At 65.9% G+C, this 22,891-nt stretch carries 16 protein-coding genes and 2 pseudogenes; 14 read left to right on the top strand and 4 right to left on the bottom strand.

Annotated features, from left to right (window positions below; genetic code table 11):
• Window positions 1-213: 213 nt before the first annotated feature.
• Window positions 214-1,065, bottom strand: a complete 852-nt coding sequence (locus A5643_RS16295) for a short-chain dehydrogenase/reductase (protein WP_066857850.1) — start codon at window positions 1,063-1,065, stop codon at window positions 214-216.
• The gene (locus A5643_RS18320) at window positions 1,062-1,442 is read right to left on the bottom strand and encodes a hypothetical protein (protein WP_156628852.1); all 381 of its coding nucleotides are present in this window, start codon (window positions 1,440-1,442) and stop codon (window positions 1,062-1,064) included. Before A5643_RS18320 ends, A5643_RS16295 begins: the two co-directional genes overlap by 4 nt.
• An 89-nt stretch (window positions 1,443-1,531) precedes the next feature.
• Between A5643_RS18320 and A5643_RS16285 the strand changes: the two genes are divergently transcribed.
• Window positions 1,532-2,185, top strand: coding sequence for a TetR/AcrR family transcriptional regulator (locus tag A5643_RS16285; RefSeq protein WP_066857844.1), 654 nt, complete (start codon window positions 1,532-1,534; stop codon window positions 2,183-2,185).
• Window positions 2,186-2,227: 42 nt separating this feature from the next.
• Here A5643_RS16285 and A5643_RS18790 read toward each other — a convergent pair.
• Together A5643_RS18790 and A5643_RS16275 are read right to left on the bottom strand one after the other, a co-directional pair.
• A pseudogene (locus A5643_RS18790) lies at window positions 2,228-2,846 on the bottom strand (alpha/beta hydrolase fold domain-containing protein).
• Window positions 2,847-3,210: 364 nt separating this feature from the next.
• Window positions 3,211-3,888 (bottom strand): TetR/AcrR family transcriptional regulator, encoded by a 678-nt coding sequence (locus A5643_RS16275; RefSeq protein ID WP_066857841.1) that lies wholly within the window; start codon window positions 3,886-3,888, stop codon window positions 3,211-3,213.
• Between the two features lie 192 nt (window positions 3,889-4,080).
• Between A5643_RS16275 and A5643_RS16270 the strand changes: the two genes are divergently transcribed.
• The 13 genes and pseudogenes from A5643_RS16270 to A5643_RS16210 all read left to right on the top strand — a co-directional run bounded on the left by A5643_RS16270 (window position 4,081) and on the right by A5643_RS16210 (window position 22,843).
• Complete coding sequence (locus tag A5643_RS16270) at window positions 4,081-5,655, top strand: acyl-CoA carboxylase subunit beta (protein WP_286143677.1); 1,575 nt, start codon at window positions 4,081-4,083, stop codon at window positions 5,653-5,655.
• A gap of 16 nt (window positions 5,656-5,671) precedes the next feature.
• Window positions 5,672-6,475: an enoyl-CoA hydratase-related protein gene (locus tag A5643_RS16265; RefSeq protein WP_197497752.1), complete on the top strand. Its 804-nt coding sequence runs from the start codon at window positions 5,672-5,674 to the stop codon at window positions 6,473-6,475.
• Window positions 6,472-8,409, top strand: a complete 1,938-nt coding sequence (locus tag A5643_RS16260) for an acetyl/propionyl/methylcrotonyl-CoA carboxylase subunit alpha (protein WP_066857832.1) — start codon at window positions 6,472-6,474, stop codon at window positions 8,407-8,409. The genes A5643_RS16265 and A5643_RS16260 overlap by 4 nt, the downstream gene beginning before the upstream one ends.
• A complete protein-coding gene (locus A5643_RS16255) occupies window positions 8,410-9,561 on the top strand; it encodes an acyl-CoA dehydrogenase family protein (protein ID WP_066857829.1) in 1,152 nt (383 codons plus the stop codon). It begins immediately after the preceding gene.
• Window positions 9,558-11,357, top strand: coding sequence for an acyclic terpene utilization AtuA family protein (locus tag A5643_RS16250; protein WP_066857826.1), 1,800 nt, complete (start codon window positions 9,558-9,560; stop codon window positions 11,355-11,357). The genes A5643_RS16255 and A5643_RS16250 overlap by 4 nt, the downstream gene beginning before the upstream one ends.
• Entirely contained in the window at window positions 11,354-12,499 is a 1,146-nt protein-coding gene (locus A5643_RS16245) for an acyl-CoA dehydrogenase family protein (protein WP_066857823.1), read from the top strand. The genes A5643_RS16250 and A5643_RS16245 overlap by 4 nt, the downstream gene beginning before the upstream one ends.
• A gap of 46 nt (window positions 12,500-12,545) precedes the next feature.
• Window positions 12,546-13,757: pseudogene (locus A5643_RS16240) on the top strand (acetyl-CoA C-acetyltransferase).
• Window positions 13,758-13,759: 2 nt separating this feature from the next.
• Entirely contained in the window at window positions 13,760-15,919 is a 2,160-nt protein-coding gene (locus A5643_RS16235; RefSeq protein WP_066857820.1) for a 3-hydroxyacyl-CoA dehydrogenase NAD-binding domain-containing protein, read from the top strand.
• Between the two features lie 12 nt (window positions 15,920-15,931).
• On the top strand, window positions 15,932-16,798 hold the full coding sequence (locus tag A5643_RS16230) for an SDR family oxidoreductase (RefSeq protein WP_066857818.1): 867 nt from the start codon (window positions 15,932-15,934) through the stop codon (window positions 16,796-16,798).
• The gene (locus A5643_RS16225) at window positions 16,795-17,982 is read left to right on the top strand and encodes an acyl-CoA dehydrogenase family protein (protein ID WP_156628851.1); all 1,188 of its coding nucleotides are present in this window, start codon (window positions 16,795-16,797) and stop codon (window positions 17,980-17,982) included. Before A5643_RS16230 ends, A5643_RS16225 begins: the two co-directional genes overlap by 4 nt.
• A 24-nt stretch (window positions 17,983-18,006) precedes the next feature.
• The gene (gene fadD11, locus A5643_RS16220) at window positions 18,007-19,833 is read left to right on the top strand and encodes a fatty acid--CoA ligase FadD11 (protein WP_066857813.1); all 1,827 of its coding nucleotides are present in this window, start codon (window positions 18,007-18,009) and stop codon (window positions 19,831-19,833) included.
• Window positions 19,830-21,338, top strand: coding sequence for an aldehyde dehydrogenase family protein (locus A5643_RS16215; RefSeq protein WP_066857810.1), 1,509 nt, complete (start codon window positions 19,830-19,832; stop codon window positions 21,336-21,338). Before fadD11 ends, A5643_RS16215 begins: the two co-directional genes overlap by 4 nt.
• The gene (locus tag A5643_RS16210) at window positions 21,335-22,843 is read left to right on the top strand and encodes a flavin-containing monooxygenase (RefSeq protein WP_066857807.1); all 1,509 of its coding nucleotides are present in this window, start codon (window positions 21,335-21,337) and stop codon (window positions 22,841-22,843) included. The genes A5643_RS16215 and A5643_RS16210 overlap by 4 nt, the downstream gene beginning before the upstream one ends.
• Window positions 22,844-22,891 lie beyond the last annotated feature (48 nt).

Raw genomic sequence — 22,891 nt, 5'->3', positions numbered from 1 at the left:
CGATCTCGCTCGGCGCCGTAGGCGTCAGCCTGGCGGGGCGCGGCGGATTTCCTGCTCACGGTGGGTCGCCCCGGTCATGCCACTGGTAGCCAATCAGCCCCCGGTGGTGTCCGGAAGCGGTGTCATGCGTGTACTGGGCCGAGGACCTTGAGTTGGCCAAGGCTCACCTGAGCCCGGCCAGCATCGACATCGGCGCGACACCGGCCGAGAAGGTCATGGGTAACGGGATCCGGATCGGCGCGCTTCGATTCGCCGGATGATGTCGTGTACGCGATGGTCGCGGACCAGCAGAGGATCGGTTGCCGCGGTGAGGACACCTCGCAGCAGGCTATACACGTTCCAGCCGGCAGGTGCCATTGCTCGTCCCGCCCGAGCGCAGATCGAGTCGGCAACCACCAGACCCGCATCCTCGGCGCTGATGCGGCGGTTCAACGGCCACGGCAGCATCGCGCCGAGGTCGCGACCGATCTCGTCATCGTCGATGGCGCGGTGGGTCATATCGGTGTCGACGACACCGAAATACACCACACCCGCCGACGCGTCGGTCGGGCCGAGTTCCATGCGTAGCGCGCGGCCCATCTGTTCGACCGCGGCTTTGCTGATCATGTAGGGAGATCCGCCCGCGCCCGGGGCGAACGCGGCCACCGATGCGATCACCGTGACATGGCCGCTGTTGGCGATCACCTGCTCCAGCGCGGGCCGGATGGTGTTGAAGGCGCCGGTCAGGTTGATCCCGATGACCCGGTCGAACTCGTCACCGTCCATGGTGCGCAGCGTCGACGGCTCGGGGACGACACCGGCATTGGCCACCACCACGTCGATCCGGCCGAAGTGGTTGGTGACCTCGGCGATTGCGTCGGCTATACCGGCACGGTCGCGGACGTCGACCGCCAGCCCGATGGCGTCGCGCAGGCCCGTCGCGGCCTTGTCCGCCTTGGTGCCGTCGACGTCGAGCAGCGCGATCCGCGCCCCCCGGGCGTCGAGAATCTTCGCCGCGGCCAAACCGATGCCCTGTCCGGCACCAGTGATCACGGCCACCTTGTCTCGGACGTCATAGTGGGTCATGAGCTCACCTCGTAGGATTCCCGGTCGAATTTGCGTGTGCGGTAGCGATATTCGAAGCTCCAGTCCGGGTAGAGACCCGCATTGTTCCCCTTGTCGTTGGTGTAGCAGCTCTTGCAGCCGCCGGTCACCCAGACGGTCGACTGGCTGCGTGACTCGACATCGGCGACAAAACGGTCCTGCACCTCGTGGCGCACCTCGACGCGGTTCAAGTCCCGGTCCGCCTCGGGCAGCACCAGGTGCATGAAATTGAAGAACGGCGTCGCAACCGGCTCGCCGGGCAGGTAGTGCAGGGGGCACCCCTTCCCCGTCGAACTGCACGTTGCGGGCGGTGACGGCGTGTGCCTGATCGGCGTACGTGGGTACATATGACTGGTCATCGGTGAACTCGCTCGCCATATCTGGTACCGACCCATTCTGGAATCGGCGTATATCTCTTGAATCGAATGATTCCTGATACCCTGAACGCGTGTCAAGGAGCGATGGAGATACCGGCGTGTACGGGGGCCGAACGCTGAGCGACCGTGTCGAAGACCGTCGCCGTCAACTCATCGTCGCCGGCTACCGCATCCTTGCTGACGAGGGTGGATCCGCCCTGACCATGCGCGCGGTGACACGCGAGGCACAGCTGAGTCCCCGCTATTTCTATGAGAGCTTCTCCAGTCGCGACGAACTGCTGGTCGCAATCTTCGACGATGCTGTGCAGCGGGTGCGGGCCGTGGTCGTCGAAGCCGTCCGCGCCGCCGATCACCACCCGGCCGCCCGGATCCGCGCGGCGTTCGATTCCGCCGCGGCCTTGTTCGAGGACGACCCTCGGATTGTGCGGGTCGCCCTGCGCAACGCGTTCGCCGAGAACGCGTTGCGCGACCACGCGTACTCCGTGCTGCCCAATTTCGTTCTGACCACCGCATTCGGACTCGCCGGCGGGGTCTCGGTCAACACGGTCGCGCTGCGACTCGACGTGAGCGCGTTGTCCGGTTCGGTGGTGACGCTGTTCCTGGACTGGACCGAAGGCCGACTCAACGCCACCCGCGCCGAGTTGGTCGACTACCTCACCGACATGGTGGACGGCATGGTCTGCAGGCAGGCCGAGGCGATGGGTCAGCTGACCGGCGCTCCGTGAGCTCGGCGTTGGCCACCGTGGTGAATTGATCGAATGAGGTTGTTACGCCGGTCGGGCCGGCTGATCTGCTGCGCCGATCCGTTCGGCGACGAATCGGGTGATGTCGGCGAGCACCGCGGCGCTTTCCGGAAGGAACGGTAACTCCTGTGGGAATGCGTGCAGCTGGCCTCGCCAGATCTGCAGACTGCACGGCACGCCGGCGGTTGCGAGGTGCCGCGCCAGCAGTTCGGAATCCGGGCGCAGCACCTCTGATCCGCCGACGACGAGCAGGGCGGGAGGCAGCTTACCCAGAAGTGGGCTGTCGACGGGGGACAGTCGACATTGGGTGAGTGGGTGGGGCGCGGCGCCCAACCCGAAGAGTTTCTCCGTCGGCTTGATCGGTATGACGGGGTCGCGGGCGGCGTTGCGGTGCGACAACTTGCTCTCGCAGTTCAGATCATAGATCCCGGAACAGCTGAAAATCCCTGCATGCGCAGGTAATCCACGTTCGGCGGCGCGCAGTGCAGTCGCGAAAGCGAGAAAGCCCCCGGGATTCACCGCCGAACCCGATCGTGGCAGCATTGCCGCCGTTGGTCAGCAGCCAGCGGTAGGCGGTCAGGCAGTCCTCGATTGGTCGATCGATCGAGGTGTCCGGAAGTTGCCGGTAGGCGATGTGCAGCACTGGCAGGCCGGTCTACCTTGCGTGCCGCGCGACGACGGCGCGATGGCTCCCCAGCCCGCCCATGGCGAATCCGCCTCCGCCGTAGATACAGGATGACGCCGTCGGAGATCGGCGTGTGCGCTCCCTTCGTCCTGACCAGTTCGCCCCTGAACCCGTGCCACTTGATCGGCTCGCGGTCGACGCCGGTGGCCCGCTGCAGAAAACCGGCAACCGGATCGATCGCGGCGAGAGCCCGCATGCTGGCCCGGTTCACCGGGACACGGCTCGACGTCGGCCGCAGCCCGGGCCAAGGCGTAGGTCACCTTGGCCGTCCAGCTGATACGTCCGTCCGTGGAATACGACCGGCGCTGCACGTCGCTGTAGGTCATTCGGTGGCCGTGCGGGACAGGAGCCGGTCCAGCTTCGACTCGATCGCGCCGAGTCGGTCCGTGTCGAGTGGCGGCTCGCGCTCGAGCAGCAGCAGGTCGATGATCTGCTGTGCGGTTGCGCGGACGCGCACCGATCGGCCCGCCGAGATGTGGCCGCGGACGGTGTGCTCCAGGGCGCCGAAGACCATATCCCGCAGGATCGCGGCCGGGGTGTCCGCGGGCAGGTGGCCGTCGGTCTGTAGTTCCTTGATCAGGGCGACGAACAACCGGGTGTAGTCGCGGCTACGCGCATGCATGGTCTTGGCAAGCTCGGAAGCGGGGGCGTTCTGGGCGTGATGGACGAAGACGTTGATCAGGTCCCAGTCGGTTTCCATCCGGTGGGCCCAGCCGTCGACGAGGAGCCGGAACCGCTCGACCGCGGTGCCGGGGCGGAGCAGCGAGCGTTCGGCCTCGGACTGCAGCAGGTCGTAGAAATCGCTCATCACGGCGGTGAGCAGGCCGGCCTTGTTGCGGTAGTGCAGGAACACGGTCCCCTCGACGACACCGGCCCGTCGGGCAATCTCGGCGCCGGTGGCGTCGAAACCGTACTGGCGGAAGCACTGGTCGGCGGCGGCGCGGATCGCACCGCGGGTCCGGTCGCCACGTGTCTGGGAGTCGACATGAGTAGTGCTCATATTCAAAATTATTGCACGCGAGTCACGATCAGGCCCAGCACGTTTGACACTGGGCGAGATATATGTCTCACTTATATGAGTGCCACTCAGGTTGTCGTGAGTGACACTCATGAAAGGTGGCCGGATACGGTGGCTAGGTTTCGGACGCGGGTAGATCCCGGCGGCGACGACTTCCGCACGAATCGCGCGGCCATGCTCGCACTCGTCGACGAGCTGCGCGGGCTGGAAGGCCGGGCGCGGACCGCGTCCGAGCGGTCAGCGGACCGGTTCACGGCGCGCAACCAACTGTTGCCGCGTGAGCGGTTGGCGCGGCTGCTCGATCCGGGGGCACCCTACCTCGAACTGCAGAACCTGATCGGTTACGCGATGGCCGAGGACGGGCTGCGCGACGCCGATCGGGCGACCTCGGTACCCGGGGGCAGCTTGCTCGCCGGCATCGGTTTCATCTCGGGTGTCCGCTGCGTGGTCGTGGCCAGCGATTCCGGCATCAACGCAGGCGCGCTCTCGGCGGCCTCCCTGAACAAGATCATGCGCAGCCAGCGCATCGCCCTGCAGAACCGGTTGCCCTTCGTGCATCTGGTGGAGAGTGCGGGCGCCAACATCCCGGCCTACCGGGTGGAGGGTTGGGTGCTGGGTGGCGAGATGTTCGCCAACCTGGCGCGGCTGTCCGCGGCGGGGCTGCCGGTGATCACGGTGTTGCACGGCTCATCGACCGCGGGCGGGGCCTATATGCCCGGGTTGTCGGATGTGGTGATCGGGGTGCAGGGGCGTGGCAAGGCGTTCCTGGCCGGCCCGCCTCTGCTCAAGGCGGCCACCGGTGAGATCGCCACCGACGAGGATCTCGGCGGTGCACAGATGCACGCCGACGTCTCGGGCCTGGTGGAGTACTTGGCCGAGGACGACAACGACGCCATCCGGCTCGTCCGCGAGGCCGTCGCGCGCACCGGCTGGGGGAGCAGGCAGCTGCGCGATGTTCCGGCCGGATTCGCCGACCCGGCTTACGATCCGGATGAGCTGGCCGGGGTGGTACCGGTCGACTACCGCCAGCCCTACGACGTCCGCGAAGTGGTCGCGCGCATCGTCGACGGATCCGATTTCACCGACTTCAAGGGCCGTTACGGCTCCCAGACGATATGTCTCGAGGGTGAGGTGCACGGCCGCACGGTCGCCTTCATCGGCAACAACGGCCCGATCGACAACGAAGGCGCCACCAAGGCAGCGCATTTCATCCAGCACTGCAGCCAGGTCGGTACGCCGATCACGTACCTGCAGAACACCACCGGCTTCATGGTGGGCACCGCCTACGAACGCGGCGGCATGATCAAGCACGGATCGAAAATGATTCAGGCCGTGTCGAATGCCACCGTTCCGCAGTTCACCTTCATGCTCGGCGCCAGCTTCGGTGCAGGCAACTACGGTATGTGCGGGCGCGGCTACGGGCCACGCTTCCTCTTCGGCTGGCCGAGTGCGCGAATCGGTCTGATGGGGTCCGAACAGGCTGGGATGACGATGCGGATCGTGGCCGAGGCGGCCGCCAAACGGCGGGGCATCGAGGTACCCGAGGACGTGCTCAAGGCCAACGAGAGCGAGGTGGCCTCGCTGCTCGAGCGCCAGGGCGACGCGTTTTACGTCTCCGGACGCGGCGTCGACGACGGCGTGATCGACCCCCGCATGACCCGCAACGTGCTCGGCTTCGTACTCTCGACGGCCGACGAGGCCGCGCAACTTCGCGCCCGACCGGTCACCTTCGGCGTGGCCAGGATGTGAGTCGACCATGACCACTATGCCTCTCGAAATAGATGGACTGCTCCTGAGTGAATGCAGCGGAGTTCTGCTCGTCACCCTCAACCGGCCCGAACACCGCAACGCGCTGTCGGCCGACGTACTCGACGGGCTGGTCCGGATTGCCGAGTACGTCGAGAAATCCCAGTTGCGCGCCGTGGTACTGCGAGGCGTAGGTGAAACATTCTGCGCCGGCGGTGATCTGAAGTCCTTCCGCGACGTCTTCCAGGGCGACAATCCGGACCGGGCGCACATCGCCGCGGCGAACCGCAACTATGGCACCGCGCTGGCGGCCTGGGACCGGCTGCCTGTCGCCGTCATCGCCGCGGTCGACGGGGCCGCGATGGCCGGCGGCATGGGCCTGGTGGCGATCGCCGACATCGCGATCTGCACGGCATCGGCGCGGTTCGCGCTCACCGAGACGAAACTCGGCCTGACGCCCGCGCAGATCTCTCCGTTCGTCGTCGCCCGGATCGGGCTGCACCACGCCCGGCGTCTGATGCTCACCTCGGCGGTCATCGGCGCCGAAGAAGCCATGCGGCTGTCGTTGATCGACGAGGTCGTACCCGACATAGAAGCGCTCGATGCCGCGGTGGAGCGAACGGTTAACCAGGTGTTGCGATGTGCGCCGGAAGCCAACGCGCTCACCAAAGAACTTGCCCATGCGGCACTGGAAATGGAGCTGGAGGACCTGTTGGACCATGCCGCGCTGCGGTTCGCGGACACGATGGTCGGACCCGAGGCACATGAGGGGGTTGCCTCGTTCTTCGGCAAGCGGGATCCGGAATGGGTGAAGACCGTATGAGATTCGACACCCTACTGATCGCCAACCGTGGCGAGATCGCGGTGCGGGTGATCCGCACCGCCCAGGATCAGGGCTATCGGACCGTTGCGGTGTACTCCGATGCCGACGCCGATGCCCCGCACGTGTCGGCCGCTGACACCGCGGTGCACCTGGGTCCTGCTCGGGCCAGCGAGTCCTACCTCGACGCGGACAAGATCATCGCCGCGGCGAAAGCCTCTGGAGCACAGGCAGTTCACCCCGGATACGGGTTTCTGTCCGAGCGTGCCGAGTTTGCCCAAGCCTGTGCCGATGCTGGCATCGTGTTCATCGGGCCGACCCCCGAGGCGATCCGCGCGATGGGCGACAAGGCCGCGTCCAAACGGTTGATGGCCGATGCGGGTGTGCCCATGCTGCCGGGCTATCAGGGCGAGGATCAATCCGACGAACGGCTGCTGGTCGAGGCCGCGCGGGTCGGTCTGCCGCTGATGGTCAAAGCGTCGGCCGGTGGCGGCGGCAAGGGTATGCGGCTGGCGACCCGACCGGACGAGGTCCCGGACGCCATCGCGGCCGCGCGACGGGAAGCGTTGTCGGCCTTCGGCTCCGATGTACTACTGTTGGAGCGGGCCCTCTTCGGCCCCCGACACGTCGAGATCCAGGTGCTCGGTGACGAGCACGGCAATGTGATCGCGCTGGGAGAGCGCGACTGTTCGGTGCAGCGCCGCCATCAGAAGGTGGTCGAAGAGTCGCCCAGCCCGGCGCTGACCCCCGAACTGCGACAGAAGATGTGCGACGCCGGCGTGGCCGCCGCCGCCAGCATCGGGTACGTCGGTGCCGGGACGGTCGAGTTCCTGCTCGACGCTGACGGCGAGTTCTACTTCCTTGAGATGAACACGCGGTTGCAGGTCGAACACCCGGTGACCGAATTCGTGACAGGGCTCGACCTGGTCGACGCCCAGTTGCGGATCGCCCAGGGCGAACAGCTTCAACTCGCGGGCGGCGATGTCGAGCTAGGCGGCCACGCCATCGAGGCCCGCCTGTACGCCGAGGACCCGTACAACGACTACCTGCCGGTGACCGGTGACGTCGTCGCCTTCGAACCGCCGGTGGGCGATGGTATCCGGGTCGACTCCGGGATCGCAACCGGAAGTACCGTCGGCAGCCACTACGATCCGCTGCTGGCCAAGATCATCGCGCACGGCGCGAACCGCGAACAGGCACGGCGCCGCCTGATCAGCGCGCTGGAACGCACCAGAATCTTCGGGCTCACCACCAACCGCACCTTCCTGATCGACATCCTGCGCCACGACCGGTTCGCCGAGAGCGAGGCCACCACGGCGTTCCTCGATCAGGTCAGCCTCACCGAGCGGCGCGAGCCCTCGACCCGACACCTTGCTGTCGCGGCGGGCTGGCTGCACCGGGAACGGGAACGCGCCGCCGCCCGCCGAACGCCCGGGCTTGCGGGCTGGACCAACGGCGCCGAGATGCATTCGGTGATGGTCCTGGGCGGCGAGGAGATTCAGCTTCTCCGTAACGGTGCCGGGCTCACTGTCACGATCGCCGGGGCTCGCCACCAGGTCGGGCTGGCAGAGCCGCTGACAGTGGACGGCGTCGTCGCCGACGCACAGGCACTGTGCATCGGACACGACCGGATCATGCTCGCTTTCAGGGATTTGGATCTGGACTTGCGGGACACTCTGCTCGATCCGCCGGATGCCGCCGCGGCCGCCGGTAGCGGAGTCCTGCTTTCGCCCATGCACGGCACCGTGACCAATGTGTTCGCCCACGTCGGCGACACCGTCGAGGCCGGGACACCGCTGATGGTGCTGGAAGCGATGAAGATGGAACGCCCCGTCGTCGCCGACGTGCCCGGGGTAGTCGACGAGATCGCCACCGCCGGGTTACAGGTCGCCGCCGACGAGGTGCTGGTGCGGATTCGCGCAGCGGAGGAGGCGTAGATGACCAACACCTCGTTCGAAACCGACGAACGAAAGGCGTTGCGCACCGCCGCCCGTGGCTTCGCCGAGCGCGAGATTGCGCCGGACCTGGATGCCTGGGAACGCAACGGTCTGATCCCGGCCGAGCTGGCAAAGAAGGCAGCCACCGCCGGACTGCTCGGCGTGGGCTACCCCGAGGAAGTTGGTGGCGAGGGCGGTTCGGTGATCGACGCCATGGTGCTGGCCGAAGGCCTGATGGCCGGCGGTGCCTCGACCGGTTCGCTCGCAGCCCTGCTGACCCACAATGTGTCGTTGCCGAACATGGTGGCGGTCGGCACCCCCGATCAGGTGCGGCGGTTCGTCAAACCCGCTCTGACGGGGGAAAAGGTCGGTTCCCTTGGCGTGACCGAGTCCGACGTCGGATCCGACCTCGCCGCCACCAGGACGACGGCGCGGCGCGATGGTGACCACTACGTCGTCAACGGCGCCAAGATGTTCATCACCTCCGGTACCCGGGCCGACTTCGTGACCACGCTGGTACGCACCGGCGAGCCAGGGCTCAAGGGGTTGTCGATCCTGGTGATCGAAGCGGGCACGCCCGGCTTCACGGTGTCGCGCAAGCTGGACAAGATGGGTTGGTTGTGTTCGGACACCGCCGAACTCGCCTTCAGCGACTGCCGGGTGCCCGCCGGGAACCTCGTCGGCCGTGAGGGCGACGGGTTCGGTCTGCTGATGCACCAGTTGATGTCGGAGCGGCTGATGCTGGCCATTCAAGCCTGTGCCATTGCGAAGCGCAGCCTCGATCTGACGGTCGAGCACGTGCGGTCGCGGGTGACTTTCGGGCAGGCGTTGATCAGCCGACAGGTCGTGCAGCACAAGCTCGTCGAAATGTACCAGCGCATCGAGGTCGCCAGGACCTATGTCCGCGCCGTGACGGGGCGTTTCGCTGAGGGAGAACAGGTCACCACCGAAACCTGTCTGGCCAAGATCGCCGCTGCCGATGCTTGCACGTTCGTCGTCGATGCCGCCGCTCAATTGCACGGCAGCATGGGCTTCATGCGTGAAACGGAAATCGAGCGCAACTACCGGGACGCGCGCGTGTTCCGCATCGGTGGTGGCGCGAGCGAGCCGCTCACAGACTGGGCCGCAAGGCTGTTGGGGTACCACGTATGAAGACTGTGACCATCGGCGGCGCCGCAGGCATGTGGGGCGACTCCTATCTGGCGACGCCGCAACTGCTCGCCGACGGGCGGTGCAACTACCTGATCTACGAGTCGCTGGCCGAGATCACCATGGCGATCCTGACCAAGGCGCACATGAAAGATCCCGACCAGGGTTATGCGCGCGACGTGATCCGGATCATCGGTGAGAATCTGTCCGGCTATCTCGAGCGCGGCGTCAAAGTCATCACCAACGGCGGTGGGATCAACCCCCGGGCCGCTGCCGATGTGCTGCGCAAGGCGGCGGTCGACGCCGGCTGTGAGGTGTCGATTGCGACCGTCACCGGTGACGACGTGCTTCCGCTGCTCGACACGCTTCGCGACTCCGAGCTGCGCGAGATCGGCCGGGGTACCCCGGTGCCGAAGCGGCCTATCAGCATGAATGCCTACCTCGGTGCTCGACCCATCGCCGCGGCACTGGCCGCGGGCGCCGACATCGTAGTCACTGGCCGGTGTGCCGACAGTGCCCTGGTGCTGGGCCCGCTGATCCATGAATTCGGCTGGTCAGCGGAGGATTTCGACCAGCTCTCGCACGGCAGCCTGGCCGGACACCTGCTGGAATGCGGGCCGCAGTCCACCGGCGGCCTGCTCACCGACTGGCAGGTGACCACCAGCTGGGCCAACAGCGGCTACCCGATCGCCGAGGTCGCCGCGGACGGAACGTTCGTGCTGACCACCCCGGCGGGCAGCGACGGGCTGGTCGACCGGCGCACGGTCGGAGAGCAACTCGTCTACGAGATCGGTGACCCCGCCGCGTATCTGCTGCCCGACGTTGCCTGCGACTGGACCCAGGTCCGGCTCACCGAGATCGGCCCGAACCGGGTGCAGGTCGCGGGGGCGCGTGGTACCGCCCCGACGCCCACCCTGAAGGCCTGCGCGCAGGTGCTCGACGGGGTGCGCGCCCAGGTCGCGTTCTTCCTGGCCGGTCACGATGCGGTTGCCAAAGGCCGACGGGTTGCCGCCGACATGCTGGCACGGTTCCGAACCTTGTTGGCCGCCCGAGGATTCGCCGACCTCCGCGCCGAGCACGTCGACATCATCGGCGCCGAGGACACCTACGGTCCGCACGCCAGGACCGCTGCGGCGCGCGAGGTGTGGGTGCGCATCGCCGTCAGCCACGACGACGCGAAGGCGCTGTCCGCATTGATCCGGGAGTTTCCGTCCATGGGCCTGTCCGGCCCGCCGGGAATCGGCGGTGGGGGTGCGCTGCCGTCGCCGTCGCCGGTACTGCGACTCGACTGCTTCCTGGTGCCGCGCGAACTGCTGCCGGCCAGCGTTGAGGTCAACGGGCATCCTGTCGAATTCACGGATGTGCCAACGGAAATTTGTGAACCTCTCGACGGCCCGCGCGGATCCGATCCGGTGGGTGAAACGGTTGAGGAACCCCATACCGTCGAGGTTCCGTTGCGGGCGATCGCGCACGGCCGCTCCGGCGATAAGGGCGCCGACGTGAACATCGGGATCATCGCGCGCCGCCCCGAGTTCGAGCCGATCCTGCACTCCCAGGTGACCTCGAAGGCTGTCGGCGAGTACCTCGCCCACCTCGGCGCGACCTCAGTGCAGCGGTTTGGCCTGCCCGGTCTGCACGCGGTGAACTTCTTGCTCCGCGACGGTCTTGGTGCCGGTGGCACCGCGTCGCTGCGCGTGGACCCGCAAGGCAAGGCCGTTGCCCAACAACTGCTCGACATGCCCGTGCGCGTGGCCACGGCACTGCAATCGCTGATCCCTGCAGAGGAGATTCCGTCATGACCGTGTTTTCCCCCGAACACGAAGAGTTCCGCGCGTCGGTGCGCCGATTCGTCGATGAACGCATCAACCCGAATATCGATGAGTGGGAGGCGGCGGGAATGATGCCGCTGCGTGAAATCATCGGCGAGATGGCCAAACTCGGCTTCGTCGGCCTCGATTACGACCCGGCCTACGGTGGCCAGGGCGCCGACCATCTGTTCACCCTGGTGCTGGCCGAGGAGATGGGCCGGGTCGACCACGGCTCCTTCCCGATGGCGTTCGGCGTGCACAACGCGATGGCAACCCCGTCGTTGCACAAGTACGGCACCGACGAACTCAAGGAACAGTTCCTCAGCCCCGCCATCCGCGGCGATGCGATCGCCGCAGTGGCCATCACCGAACCCGACGCCGGATCCGACGTGGCGGCACTGAAGACCCGGGCCCGCCGCGACGGCAACGACTGGATCATCAACGGCGCCAAGATCTACATCACCAACGCCCTGCAGGCCGACTGGCTCTGCGTGCTGGCCCGAACCTCCGACGAGGGCGGGTTCAAGGGCATGAGCCAGATCATCGTACCCACTAGCACGCCCGGATTCTCGGTCGCCAAGAAGCTCCACAAGCTCGGCATGCGCGCATCCGACACCGGGCTGCTGTCCTTCGACGACGTCCGCGTCCCGGTATCCAACACCATCGGCACCATCGGCCGCGGCTTCCAGCAGCAGATGGAACAGTTCGTGATGGAACGCATGTGGGGCTGTTACTCGGTGCCCTCGGGCATAGAGATCGCACTCGGCCGTACCCGCGATTACGCCAAGCAGCGCAAGGTGTTCGGCCAGCCGCTGTCCGCCCAGCAGTACCTCGCGTACACCTACGCCGAACTCGCTGCGGAGACCGACCTGCTCAAGGTCTACAACCGCGCCATCGCGCAGGCGTTCATGGACGGTGAGAACGTCACTCGGATGGCCACGGTGGCCAAGCTCAAGGCCGGGCGACTGGTGCGCCAGGTCGCCGACTGGTGCCTGCAGGTGCACGGCGGTGTCGGCTACATGGAGGAGACGTGGACTGCCCGCTTCTTCCGCGACAACCGGTTGCTGGCCATCGGCGGTGGCGCTGACGAGGTGATGATGCGCGTGCTGTCGTCGATGGACGGTTTCGCATGACCGGCACCCACACTTCAGCCGTATCCGAAATTTGCACGAAGGACATGTGGTGACTGACGTATTGGTCTACGATGCGATCCGCACACCGCGCGGTAAGGGTAAGCGCAACGGAGCGCTATCGACAGTCAAACCGATCGACCTCGTGGTGGGGCTCATCCAGGAAATGCGCGGTTGCCACCCCGAACTCGATCCCAACCTGATCGACGATGTGATCCTGGGCGTGGTCAGCCCCGTCGCCGACCAAGGCTCGGACATCGCCAAGGTCGCGGCGCTCGCCGCGGGCCTGCCCCCCACAGTCGCGGGCGTTCAGCTCAACCGGTTCTGCGCCTCGGGCCTGGAGGCGGTCAACACCGCTGCCCAGAAGGAGGCCTCGGGTTGGGATTCACTGATCCTGGCCGGCGGTGTCGGGTCGATGTCGCCGGTGCCGCTCGGGTCCGACGGCGACGCGTACACCCAGGAACCGGCCACGGCCTACGACGGATACCTGGTGCCGCAGGGCGTCGCGGCGGATCTGGTCGCGACGATGGGCGGATTCAGCCGCACCGAAGTCGACACCTATGCTGCGCGTTCGCACGCCCGTGCCGCCGCGGCGTGGAGCGGGGGCTACTTCGCCAAGTCGGTGAACCCGGTCCGTGACCGGACCGGTCAGGTGATCCTGGACCACGATCAGCTGCTCCGCCCGGAAACCACTGCGGAAAGCCTTGGCGCGCTGCCGTTGTCTTTCGCCGCCATGGGTGAGTCGGGCGGCTTCGACGCCGTGGCGCTGCAGACGTACCACACCGTGGAGCGGATCAACCACGTGCACCACGCGGGGAACTCTTCGGGCATCGTCGACGGTGCTGCCTTGGTGCTGATCGGCAACGCGCAGGTCGGCACGCAGCTCGGTCTGGCTCCGGGGCACGGGTCGTGGCCACCGCGGTCTCGGGAGCGGAGTCGACCATCATGCTCACCGGGCCGCCGCCGACCGCCCGCAAGGTGTTCGACAAGGCCGGCTTGTGGGTCGACGACATCGACCTGGATGAGCTCAACGAAGCGTTCGCGGCGGTCGTGCTGGAGTTCCAGCGTGACCTCGGCATCGCCGACGAAGGTCAACGTCAACGGCGGCGCGATCGCCATGGGCCGCCCGCTCGGCGCCACCGGCGCGATGCTGGTCGGCACCATGGTCGTAGAGCTGGAGCGCCGCAGCGACCGTCGGGCACTGATCACGTTATGCGTTGGCGCAGGCATGGGTATCGCCACAATCATCGAGAGGGTTTGAGAATGTCGAGTATCACGCGGGACAAGGACGCCGACGGCGTTGTCACCATCACCCTGGATGCCGAAGGGGCGTCGGCGAACACGATGACCCCGCAATTCGCGGCTGACTTCACGGCAGCAGTGCAGCGGCTGGTCGAGGAAAAGGACTCGCTTGCCGGTGTCATCGTCACGTCCGCGAAAGAGACCTTTTTCGCCGGTGCCGACCTGGCCCGCTTCCTGACCTTCACCGAGGCCGACGTCCCCGAACTGACCGCAGAGTTGACCGGCTTGAAGGCGAACATGCGCAGCCTGGAAACGCTCGGGGTTCCGGTGGTCGCGGCGATCAACGGTGCGGCACTGGGCGGGGGATACGAGATCGCCCTGGCCTGCCATCACCGGATCGCTCTCGATGTCCGGGGCAACCTGATCGGGTTGCCCGAGGCGGCCCTAGGGCTGCTCCCGGCCGCGGGCGGTGTCACCCGCACGGTACGGATGTTCGGTGTCGTCAAGGCGTTGACCGAGGTGCTGCTGCAGGGCCAGAAGCGCGCCCCGGCGGCGGCGCTCAAGGTTGGCCTGGTCGACGAACTCGCCGCCACGCCCGAGGAGATGCTGGGCAAGGCGCGGGCTTGGATCAAGGCGAATCCGCAAGCAGCGCAGCCGTGGGACGTCAAGGGCTACCGGATTCCGGGCGGCACCCCGGCGAACCCGGCGTTCGCCGCGAATCTGCCTGCGCTGCCTGCCAATCTGCGCAAGCAGCTCAAGGGCCAGCCGATGCGGGCACCGCGCGCCATCCTGGCCGCAGCGGTGGAGGGCACCCAGGTCGACATCGATGGCGCTTTCGCCATCGAGACGCGCTACCTGATGGAACTGTGCACCGGCCCGGTCGCCAAGAACATGATCAAGGCGTTTTTCTTCGATTTACAGTCGATCGCCAAGGGCGGCTCGCGTCCGGACGGCTTCCCGGTCCGCAAGGCCGAGCACGTCGCGGTGCTGGGCGCGGGAATGATGGGTGCGGCGATCGCTTACGTGGCAGCACAGTCGGGCGCCACGGTGGTGCTGCGTGACCTCACTGTCGAAGCCGCCGAGCGAGGCAAGGACTATTCCCGCAAGCTGCTCGACACCGCAGTCACCAAGGGACGTTTGAGCGAAGCGCAGCGCGACGAATTGCTCGGCAGAATCATCGCCACCGCGGACATCGCCGACGTCAAGGGCGCGGACTTCCTGGTGGAGGCGGTCTTCGAGGATCTGGATCTCAAGTGCAAGGTGTTCGCCGAGGTCGAGCCCTATCTGGACGCGGATGCGGTCATTGCGACCAACACGTCGGCGTTGCCCTTGTCGGAGATGGTGTCGTCGATCAGCAAGCCGGAGAACTTCGTCGGCCTGCACTTCTTCTCACCCGTCGACAAGATGCCCCTGGTGGAGGTCATCGACAGCGACGGCACCAGCGCCGAGACGCTGGCCCGGGCCCTGGACTTCGCGGGGCAGATCAAGAAGACACCGATCGTGGTGAAGGACGTGTACGCGTTCTACGCCAACCGGGTGATCTTCAAGTTCGTCGAGCAAGCGTTGTCGCTGGTGGCCGAAGGCGTGCATCCGGCATCAGTGGAACAGGCCACCACCCAGGCCGGGTTCCCGGTGGGGGCGCTCGCCTTGCTCGATGAGGTGAACATGAAGACTACCCAGAAGGTTCGGGCCGGCTTCATCAAGGACGTCGAGAGCGCAGGTGGCGTGTTCGTCGATACGATCGGCGGCTCACTGATGGACCGGATGGTCGATGAGTTCAAACGCCCCGGCCGGTTGGCGGGCAAGGGCTTCTACGAGTACGACGAAAAGGGTAAGCGTCTGCTGCTGTGGCCGGGACTGCTCGAGGAGTTCTACCGGCCCGAGGCCGAGATCCCGTTCGAGGACATGAAGGAGCGGATGTTGGTGGCCGCGGCGCTTGAGGCGGCTGACTGCTACCACCAGGGCATCGTGGGAACGGTCGCGGATGCCAATATCGGTTCGATCTTCGGGATCGGCTACCCGGCATGGACTGGCGGGTCCATCCAGTACATCAATCAGTACCCCGACGGGGTCGCGGGATTCGTCGCGCGCGCACGTGAACTCGCGGGCAGGTACGGCGAGCGGTTCACTCCGCCGCAGTTCCTGGTGGAGTTAGCCGCCTCTGGCGCCGAGTTGGCCTGAGGAAGCACACGAATGGCGACCAACTCACCTGAGAACTCCCGGATCCTGGCACCCGATGTGCTCAAGGGCCAGGTCTGCGTCGTATCCGGCGCAGGTACCGGACTGGGTCGCGCCGCGGCGCTGGAACTCGCGCGCGGCGGCGCGGCCGTCATCGGTTGCGGCAGGCGGGCCGATCCGCTGGCCGAGACGGTATCGATGATCGAGGAGATCGGCGGTACCGCACAGTCTGAATCGCTCGACATTCGGGAGCCGGATGCGGTCGACGCATTCATTGACCGGGTCGTCGGCGAACACGGTCACATCGACACTATGGTCAACAATGCGGTCGGTCAGTTCGGTCTGCCCGCGGAGATGATCACTCCCAATGGGTTTCGCAAGGTGCTCGAGACCAACATACTGGGGACCTGGCTGATGACCCACGCGGTGGCGACCAAGGCGATGATCCCGCAGGGTGGCGGCAGGATCTTGAACGTCACGCTCTCCCCGCACGACGGCTTTCCCGGCCTGGTGCACTCCTCGGCGGCCAGGGCGGCGGTCGAGAACATGACCAAGACGCTGTCGATCGAATGGGCCCGGTTCGGGATTCGTCTCAACGCGCTTGCGGCCGGTCACTTCGACACCAATGCGCTCAGCACCCGCTACGTACCGGGTGTCAAGGAGGACGCCTTGACCCGAGTGCCTGCGGGCCGGTTCGGGACCGAGGAGGAATGGGGTTGGCTGGTGGCCTTTCTCGCATCGCCTGCGGGTGACTACTTCAACGGTTCCGTACTCACCCTCGACGGCGCCCGCGACGTCTTCGGGGCGGGGCCATACCCACCGCCGGGATTTCTCGAAGCCGTCGCCGCGGCCCGTGCTGCCACAGGAAAGGACACCAAATGACAGCCGAAACCGACACTGTTGCACCTGTTCTGCGACTGACTCCGAGCGACGAGGAGGTCGCGATCCGAGACGCTGTCCGCAAGATCTGCGCGAAGTATCCCGAGGATCACATGCGGCAGTCGGCTGAGCGCGGCGAGTCGATGCAGGACGTGTGGGCTGATCTCGCAGCGGGCGGCTTCGTCGGCCTCAACATCCCGGAGGAATGGGGTGGCGGCGGCATGGGCATGAGTGGTCTGATCCTGGTCGGCGAGGAAACCACGCGTGCGGCCAAGGGCAGCGTGATGCTCGTGGTCTCCTCGGCCATCGCCGGTTCGGTGCTGGCGCGCCATGCCACCGATGAGCAGAAACGACGCTGGCTGCGCGGGGTCGCCGAAGGCACCACAAAAGTGGCATTCGCCATCACCGAACCCGACGCCGGCAGCAATGCTCACAACCTGCGCACTGAACTGCGGCGTGAGGGCGACCGATATGTGCTGAACGGGCAGAAAACCTTCATCTCCGGAGTCGAGTCGGCCGATGCGATCCTGGTGGTTGCCCGACTGAGGGACACGAATGACCAACTGGCTCAGCCTGTTCTGTGCATCGTCGACGCGACCGCACCGGGCCTGCGCCGAGGCACCATCGCCATGCCGTTCATCGGCGCCGACCAACAATCGCAAGTGTTCTTCGACGGTGTCGAGGTGGCCGAGGAACGCCTCATCGGCGGCGAGAACGGCGGTATGACCGCGGTTTTCGACGGTCTGAATCCGGAGCGAGTGATCATCGCCTCGCTCATGATCGGCAACGGGCTGCGGGCATTGGACAAGGCGGCACAGTACGCGCGGGAGCGCACGGTGTGGAGCACACCCATCGGTGCGCATCAGGGCGTCGCGCATCCGCTCGCCGAAGCCAAGATCGAACTCGAACTGGCCCGACTGATGACCCAGAAGGCGGCAGCACTCATCGATGCCGGTTCCCCTGGTGCCGGTGAGGCTGCGAACATGGCCAAATACGCTGCGGCCGAGGCCTCGATCAAGTGCGTGGACCAGGCGATCCAGACGCACGGCGGCAACGGGTTCACCATCGAGTACGGCATATCGGACTTGTGGTGGTTTGCCCGCCTGATGCGAACCGCCCCGGTGAGTCGGGAGATGGTCCTCAACTATGTGGCTCAGCACTCGTTGAAGCTTCCCCGCTCGTACTGAGTAGATGTAGACGGGAGATATGACATGGGAACACAGGCGTTCGACACCCTGGTCGAGGCGTTCCAGCACACGGCGACCATCGCCCCGGACGCCGTCGCGGTGCGGACGCCCGGGCACACCCAGGTCTTGAGCTGGCGCGAATACGCGGCTCAGGTCAGACAGGTGGCGGCGGGACTGGCCGCCCTGGGTGTTCGGCGCGGCGACACCGTCGCATTGATGATGTCCAATCGGGTTGAGTTCTACCCGCTGGAGGTGGGTGCTCAGCATCTGGGCGCTACATCGTTCTCGGTGTACAACACGCTGGCGCCCGAGCAGATCTCGTACGTGCTCGGCAATGCCGGCGCTCGCGTGGTGATCTGCGAGCCACAGCACGTCGAGCGAATCAGGGCCAGCGGTGTCGACCTCGACCACATTGTGTGCGTCGACGAGGCGCCCGCGGGCACGCTGGCAGTATCCGATCTGATCGACCGTGGGGCGGCCGATTTCGACTTCGCTACGACCTGGCGGGCGGTCCGTCCCGAGGATGTCGCGACACTGATCTACACATCGGGCACCACCGGCAATCCCAAGGGTGTCGAGACCACTCACGCGAACCTGATGTACCAGGCCTATTCGGTCGCGTCGGTCCTCGGCGTGGAGTTCGGCGACCGGATGACCTCGTATCTGCCCTCAGCGCACATCGCGGACCGGTTCACCTCGCTGTATCTGCAGGAAGTATTCGGCACCGAGATCATCGTCGTCGGCGATCCCAAGCTCATCGGCGGAGCCCTACCCGACGCCCGCCCCACCATCTGGGGCGGCGTGCCACGGGTATGGGAGAAGCTCAAGGCGGGTTTGGAGCTGGCAGTCGCGGGCGAGCCTGATGAGAACCGTCGTGACGCGCTGCAGTGGGCAATGGCTGTGGGTGCCAAGCGCGGCTCATATCAGCTCGGCGGGCATCCAATACCGGAGGATGTGGCTGCCGAGTGGACGAAAGCCGACGAACTCGTGCTGTCCGCGCTGCGCACGAAACTCGGCCTTGACCGGTTGAAGTGGGCGCTGGTCGGCGGCTCCCCGGTGCCCCCGGAAACATTGGCGTTCTTCGCCGGACTCGGGGTCCCGATGTCCGAGATCTGGGGAATGTCCGAGCTGTCCTGCCTGTGCACTGTCAGCCCGCCCCACGAGGCGAAGTTGGGCGCCGTGGGTAGGCTGTTACCCGGCATGGAGGCGAAGATCGCCGACGACGGCGAACTGCTGATCCGCGGACCACTGGTGATGAAGGGATATCGCCGCGAGCCGCAGAAGACCGCCGAGGCGATCGACACCGACCGCTGGTTGCACACTGGCGACGTGGCGTATTTCGACGATGACGGCTATCTGCGCGTGGTGGATCGCAAGAAGGAACTCATCATCAGCTCCGGCGGCAAGAACATGTCGCCAGCCAACATCGAGAATGCCATCAAGGCCGAGACCCCGCTCATCGGTGCCATATCTGTGATCGGCGACAACCGCCCGTACGTGACCGCACTGATCGTGCTCGACGCCGAGAGCGCCGAACCCTATGCAGCGCAACACGGTCTCGCGAGCGCAGCGGCGGTCGCCCTCGCCGCCGATCCCGATGTTGTGGCGGAGATCGCCGACGGGGTGGCAAAGGGTAACGCGCGGCTGTCCCGGGTCGAACAGGTCAAGAAATTTCGAATACTGCCGACCTTTTGGGAACCGGGCGGTGAAGAGCTGACCCTCACGTTGAAGATCAAACGGCGGACCATTGTCGAGAAGTACGCACAGGAGATCGATGACATGTATGCACCGGGAACCAAGCCAGGGGTGCATGAGGTAGTTGCCGGCGAGTCCACGGTGAGTGCGTCATGAGCATTGCCCCCGATCGCAACGAAGGCTCAACTGGCGCAGATGAGCCCAGCTTCATCGTGACGAGCCCGGCGACCGGTGAGGAGCTCGGCAGTTATCCGGTGCATTGCACCGACGAAGTAACCAAGGCGGTCGCGGACGCGCGGCGCGCGGGGCAAGCGTGGGCGGCGATCGGATTCGCCGGACGAGGTAAGGCACTCGACGCGTGGCGGGCCGAGATCGTGCGCGGGCGTGCGGAACTGGCCGCGCTCATCCACGCCGAGACCGGTAAGCCGGTCTCCGACGCACGACTGGAGATAGACCTCGGGCTCGAGCATCTGAAATGGGCAGCCCGCAACGCACAGAAGATCCTCGGGCGGCGGTCGGTGTCGGCGTCGGTGCTGACCTTCAACAACACGGCCACCGTCGAGTACCTCCCGCTCGGTGTGATCGGAGTCATCTCACCATGGAATTATCCTGCCTACGTCCCGCTCACCTCGTTTGCAAGTGCATTGGCCGGCGGTAATGCCGTCGTGCTCAAACCGAGTGAGGTGACTCCCGCCACCGGCATTTGGCTCGCGGAAGCCTTTCGTCGCGCAGTGCCTGCGCATCCGGTGCTACAGGTGGTGACCGGTCTGGCAGGGACGGGTGCGGTGTTGTGCCGCAGCGGTGTCGACAAGATCGCCTTCACCGGTTCGACCGCGACCGGCAAGCTGGTGATGGCGGCATGCGCGGAGAACCTCGTCCCGGTCGTCATGGAATGCGGGGGCAAGGACGCCCTGGTAGTCGACGCCGATGCCGATGTGGCTGCGGCTGCCGACGCTGCGGTATGGGGTGCCATCTCGAACGCCGGGCAGACGTGTGTCGCTGTCGAACGGGCCTACGTGCACCAGGCCGTCTACGACGAGTTCGTCAGCAAAGTAACCGAACTCGCGAAGACCGTCGACGCCGGGCGGCCGGATTCCAAGATCGGCCCGATCACCTTGCCCAAACAGATCGGGATCATCCGCGAACAGATCGAGGATGCGCTGTCGCGGGGTGGGCGAGCCGTTGTGGGAGGAATCGACGGGATAGGCGGAAACTTCGTGCAACCGACGATCCTCGTTGACGTGCCCGAGGACTCGTCGGCCGTGACCGAGGAAACCTTCGGGCCCACCATGACCATCGCCAAGGTGCGCGATGCCACAGAGGCCGTGCAGCGTGTGAATGCCAGCCGCTACGGTCTGGGGAGTACGGTCTTTTCCAAGCGCAACGGTCGGCCTATCGCCGACGGGATCCGCTCCGGCGCCACCTCGATCAACGGAATCCTGGTGCACCCGCTCGTCCCGAGCCTGCCGCTGGGCGGCGTCGGCGCCTCGGGCTTCGGCCGGGTTAACGGGCCAGATGGACTGCGGGAGTTCACCTTCGCCAAATCGACGACCGAGCAGCGATTCGCACTGCCACTGCGAATCGCGTCATTCAGCCGGTCGACGCGCGTGGACAAGCTGATCGATCTTGTGGTCGTGCTGCTGCACGGGAGGACAAAATGACCGAACAAGTCCCAACAGCACCGACCCAGAACGTGCGCGTGGTGATCATCGGCGCCGGCTTCGGCGGTCTGTGCACCGCGATCAGGCTGCGGGAGCAGGGCATCACCGATTTCGTGGTGTTGGAGCGGGAATCTGATGTTGGCGGTACCTGGCACGTGAACACCTATCCCGGCGCACAGTGCGATGTACCCGCCCTGTTGTACTCGTTCTCGTTCGCGCCGAACGTCGAATGGTCACGGCTGTATCCGTTGCAGCCTGAGATCCAGGCTTATCTGCGTGAATGTGCCGAAAAGTTCGGCGTGCTGCCCCATATCCGGTTCGGTTGCGATGTCCGTGAGGCCCGATGGAATGAAGCCCGGTGCCGGTGGCTCGTAGAGACTACCGACAATGTGATCGAGGCTCAGTTCGTAGTCGCCGGGTTCGGCCCCTTCAGCGCGCCATCGATACCGCGGCTCAAGGGGCTGGAGGAGTTCGCCGGCAAGGCGTTTCACTCGGCGCACTGGGACCACGAGCACGACCTGTCCGGTGAGCGCGTCGCGGTCATCGGCACCGGCGCGTCGGCGGTACAGTTCATTCCCAAGATTCAGCCCAAAGCCGCCGAACTGCGGGTATTTCAGCGCACACCGATCTGGGTCGCACCGCATCCGGACCGACCGATCGGTTCGGCCTTGCGCCGCATCTGGCGCAGCCTGCCCGGTGCACAGTGGGCGAGCCGCCAGGCCATCGGGGCACTGTTCGAATCCCTGGTCCCTGTGCTGGCCAAGCACCCATCCCTGACTGCAGGCTTGGAATGGTCGGCCCGTGGGCACCTGCGCCGCCAGGTCGCCGATCCGGTGATCCGCGAAAAGCTGACGCCAAAATACAAATTCGGATGCAAGAGGCCGACATTCTCCAACACGTATTACCCGGCACTGACGGCACCGAACACCCGGCTGGTGACCGAGGGAATTGACCGGATCGTGCCGGAAGGGATCCTCACCACCGACGGTGCGCTGCATGAGGTGGACACGGTCATCTTCGGGACCGGCTTCGAGATAACCCATCATCCGTTCGGTAATCGTGTGATCGGCCGAGGAGGCAAGACTCTCGCCGATCTGTGGAGCGGTGACCCGCAGGCCTACCTGGGAACAGTTGTCAGCGGTTTACCAAACTTCTTCGTCATCCTCGGTCCGAACTCAGCGCCCTATACGTCGGCGGTGGTGACCATCGAGGCGCAGGTCAACTACATTCTGGATTGTCTGTCGCGCACAGCCGCGCACGATATCGAGGCGATCGACGTGCGGGGAGGAGTACAGCGGGCGTTCAACGAGGAACTGGACCGGGATCTGCGCGGCTCGGTTTGGGCCACCGGCGGTTGCCAGAGCTACTACATCGGGGATTCCGGCCGGGTCATCTCCTTCTGGCCCGGCTATGCCGCGCAATTCAAGCGCCGCACCCGGCGGGTCGACCTGGACGACTTCACCCATACCAGGGGTCGATCGCCGGAATCGGTGCCGACACGATGATCCGCACACTCGACTGTCGAACAACATCACGACGATCAAATGGAGGCG

It is taken from the genome of Mycobacterium sp. 1274756.6, assembly GCF_001668625.1.
Lineage (GTDB): Bacteria > Actinomycetota > Actinomycetes > Mycobacteriales > Mycobacteriaceae > Mycobacterium.
This window is presented reverse-complemented; position numbering and strand designations above follow the sequence as displayed.